The organism is Protofrankia sp. Cj3, from assembly GCF_917627355.1.
Taxonomy (GTDB): Bacteria; Actinomycetota; Actinomycetes; order Frankiales; family Frankiaceae; genus Protofrankia.
Window position 1 is genome coordinate 1,696 of sequence record NZ_CAKJTR010000089.1, and the last position, 1,918, is coordinate 3,613.

Consider the following 1,918-nt stretch of genomic DNA (forward strand, 5'->3'; position numbering starts at 1 on the left):
TGGTGGGCGCGGCAGGGATCGAACCTGCGACCACTCGCTTGTAAGGCGAGCGCTCTCCCGCTGAGCTACGCGCCCTAGCCCCTCGTAAGGGTACGCAACATCGCCCTCCCGTGGGGAACCGGTGCCGCATCAGTTTGCCACGAGCCCCGACGCCGCCAGCCACCTGGTCGGGAACAGGGGCAGGGGCAGAGCGCGGACGGGCGGCCGCGGTTATGTCACGGCACGGCCCAGCACCCGCGCGAGCGCGGCCCCGATCTCGTCGCTGAGGTCGGGAGACACGGGCATGGCCTGCCTACCGGCGCTCCCCCGCGGCAGCTGGGGGCTGGCAGCCGAAAGGCCCTCGCTAGCCGACACCGGTGAGCTCTCCCGGCCGCAGTCCCGGCACGAGACCGCGCCAAGGGCCTTGGCCAGCTGGGTGGAGCCGCAGCCATCGCACCGGTCAAGAACCTCCGACCATCCCGTCACCTGCTGGCATGGCGGGCAGAACAGAACCTGTTCACCGTCGACCACCGCCCGTCGCCATGGGCTGGACCCGCGCGCGGGATCGGTCTGACGGACGTGACAACGAAAACACGGCATCGCGCGACTACTAACTCCCTCAAGGCCGCCGGGCACGGATTCATGATCGCACACCCGGCGGCCGGCCAGCTCCCTCAGGACCACCAGTGACATACCGGATGATGCTTGCGGTCTGGCACCTGGCAGGTTGACGGGACGATCGAGGCAGGCTACAGGGCCGCGAGCGCCTTCAGATACTCGGCATGGTCGCGTGCTTCGCCAGGCCCGTTGACAACCCTCCAGCGCACGATGCCCTCTTTGTCGATGACGAAGGTCGCCCGCACCGCGAAGCCCTTGCTCTCCTCCAGAACGCCGTAACTGCGCGCAACCTCGCCGTGCGGCCAGAAGTCCGCGAGCAGCGGGAAATCATAGCCCTCGCGGTCAGCCCACACCTTGTGAGCGTAAGGCGAGTCGACGGAGATGGCGAGCAGCTGCACATCGTCGTTCTGGAACGACGAGAGATCGTCACGGACCGCGCAGAGCTCGCCCTGGCAGATGCCGGTAAAAGTAAGCGGGTAAAACAAAAGAACAACGTTACGACGTCCATGGAACTCCGAGAGCACAACCTCCTCGTTATTTTGATCACGCAAAGTGAAATCTGGGGCAGCGGTGCCCACCTCTACGGCCACTGGGCAATCCTCTCGACAGCGGACGGTGTCCCGTCAGGAAAGGGCGGTCGACCACGCGCACCCAGCATGCCACCTGATCAACCTTGACATCCGCCACGGCAGGCCGAAGGTGTGCGCCGGCCAGGTAACCATGCGGAAGGGACGCGTCCGAAGTCTCACCTGCGAATATCACAACCAGTAATATTTGCCCTGTTGCGTCGCTCCGGGTAAAAATCCGCTACCTCGGTCGCTTCGTCGACCATCGGACTGGACGCGGCCGAAGCCGCCACGCCCTAGACCATCTGTGATGACCATGCATGACTTAGAGCGCCCGGCAATAGGGGTGTGGATCAAGGAGCGGGGCTGGGGTGCGTGCATCGCGAGGCGGCAGAGGCAGCCGCCGGAGGTGTCGGGTGGCGACCGACGAGCCGGGGTACCCGTGCATCCCGCGGCGATGGACGGGCAGCGATGACGCGAGGTGCGTGCCCTGGCCCCGCGACGCCGCGTCTCCTATGGCCGGTCGCTCTTACTGGGGCACTACTGTGATCAGTTGCGACCGGGCGGCCGACCGTACACCGAGCGGTACACGGAACAGGGGAACGCGGTGACCGACCAGAACCTCAGTCCGTACGGTCAGCTCCACGGGGACCAGCAGCCATGCGGGCCGCGGCGCGTCGATGAGCACGACCAGCCCCGCCGCCCGCGTCCACCGGGCGACAGGCCCGAACGCGACGGCCGGCTCACCAGCGTGT

Annotated in this window: 3 protein-coding genes and 1 tRNA gene; all 4 read right to left on the reverse strand. The window is 66.7% G+C overall.

Annotated features, from left to right (window positions below):
* Positions 1–75 (reverse strand) — tRNA-Val (locus MJ783_RS13570).
* A 135-nt stretch (positions 76–210) separates the two neighbouring features.
* Positions 211–672 carry a hypothetical protein gene (locus MJ783_RS13575; protein ID WP_239310796.1) on the reverse strand — a complete coding sequence of 154 codons (462 nt, stop codon included), beginning with the start codon at positions 670–672 and terminating at the stop codon, positions 211–213.
* Between the two features lie 56 nt (positions 673–728).
* On the reverse strand, positions 729–1,187 hold the full coding sequence (locus MJ783_RS13580; protein WP_239310797.1) for a peroxiredoxin: 459 nt from the start codon (positions 1,185–1,187) through the stop codon (positions 729–731).
* A gap of 505 nt (positions 1,188–1,692) precedes the next feature.
* A partial coding sequence (locus MJ783_RS13585) for a hypothetical protein (protein WP_239310798.1) occupies positions 1,693–1,918 on the reverse strand: 226 nt, incomplete at its 5' end.